The 989-nt window shown below is 34.2% G+C and carries 1 protein-coding gene; it reads right to left on the minus strand.

Annotated elements, in window-relative coordinates; genetic code table 11:
* Window positions 1-117: 117 nt before the first annotated feature.
* The gene (locus AU377_RS06990) at window positions 118-537 is read right to left on the minus strand and encodes a hypothetical protein (RefSeq protein WP_067406162.1); all 420 of its coding nucleotides are present in this window, start codon (window positions 535-537) and stop codon (window positions 118-120) included.
* Between the last annotated feature and the right edge of the window lie 452 nt (window positions 538-989).

Genomic DNA, 989 nt, shown 5'->3' on the forward strand with positions numbered 1-989 from the left:
GTAGAGTTCGACAATTGTTTGTTTAAATTCTTGGTTATAACGTTTTTGTTTCATTCCGGACACGTCCTCTCTATTCTTAGGATAGAGACTTAACCAACTTGTGTCCATACATCCATACTAGCACCAAATTGAATAATTTGTGTTTAACGGAAAAGTCTTAGTCAGTAAAGATAATTGGGAATATCTATTATCATTTGAAATAAAAACCGCACCGTCACCATCATAACTAACCCATAGTAAAGCGGTATTATCATTTATCGTAATAATAGGTGTTTCTGTATCTTTGATTTCTCCCCAAACTCTTTTAAAGACTCTATGTCCTATACTAAAAACATCTTTTTCAAGTGATAAACAAGCAAAATTATTCATACTTCCATTCGCATATGCATAGGGGAAAACCACATTAAATTGTTCGATATTTTGGGCTTTTATCTTAAAATAAAAATCATTTTCTCCCCATTTAGCCTTTGTATATTCAATTGAATTTGACTTGCATTTTTCTTCAATTTCTTTTTGATGAAAATCGTAGCATTCCAAAAATACATATACGGGAAAGTGATTTAGTTTCTCCAGCCACTTAGAGAAAAAACATTCTACTTCTCGTACATCTTTCCATTCTGCAAAAAAAACATCAAAGAGATATGGGGTTTACCCGTCGATCGCAAATGGAAAAAAGCCACCACTGTCAGGTAGGTCGGAAACATAACTTTGAGGAAGAGTTCCAATATCAATTTTTATAATGCCCACCACCTCTCCGCTAATATAGTTTTTACTTTTTTGTTCAAATAGCCTGTATCTACAAGGTGCGAATGCTTAGACTTGTTCCCCAACTCTAAATCGGACGGTTATTTTAGACGGTTATTGTAAACGAGCACATTATTACAGCTACTCATTTTCACAGTAATCCAGTGGGAAATCCGAAGTAATGTGCTCATTTTTTCACTTTAATCCGGATTGTGAAAAGCTTTGTTCGAATTATATCGGCCAAG

Origin of the sequence: Sporosarcina sp. HYO08 (assembly GCF_001563475.1) — a bacterium.
GTDB lineage: Bacteria > Bacillota > Bacilli > Bacillales_A > Planococcaceae > Sporosarcina.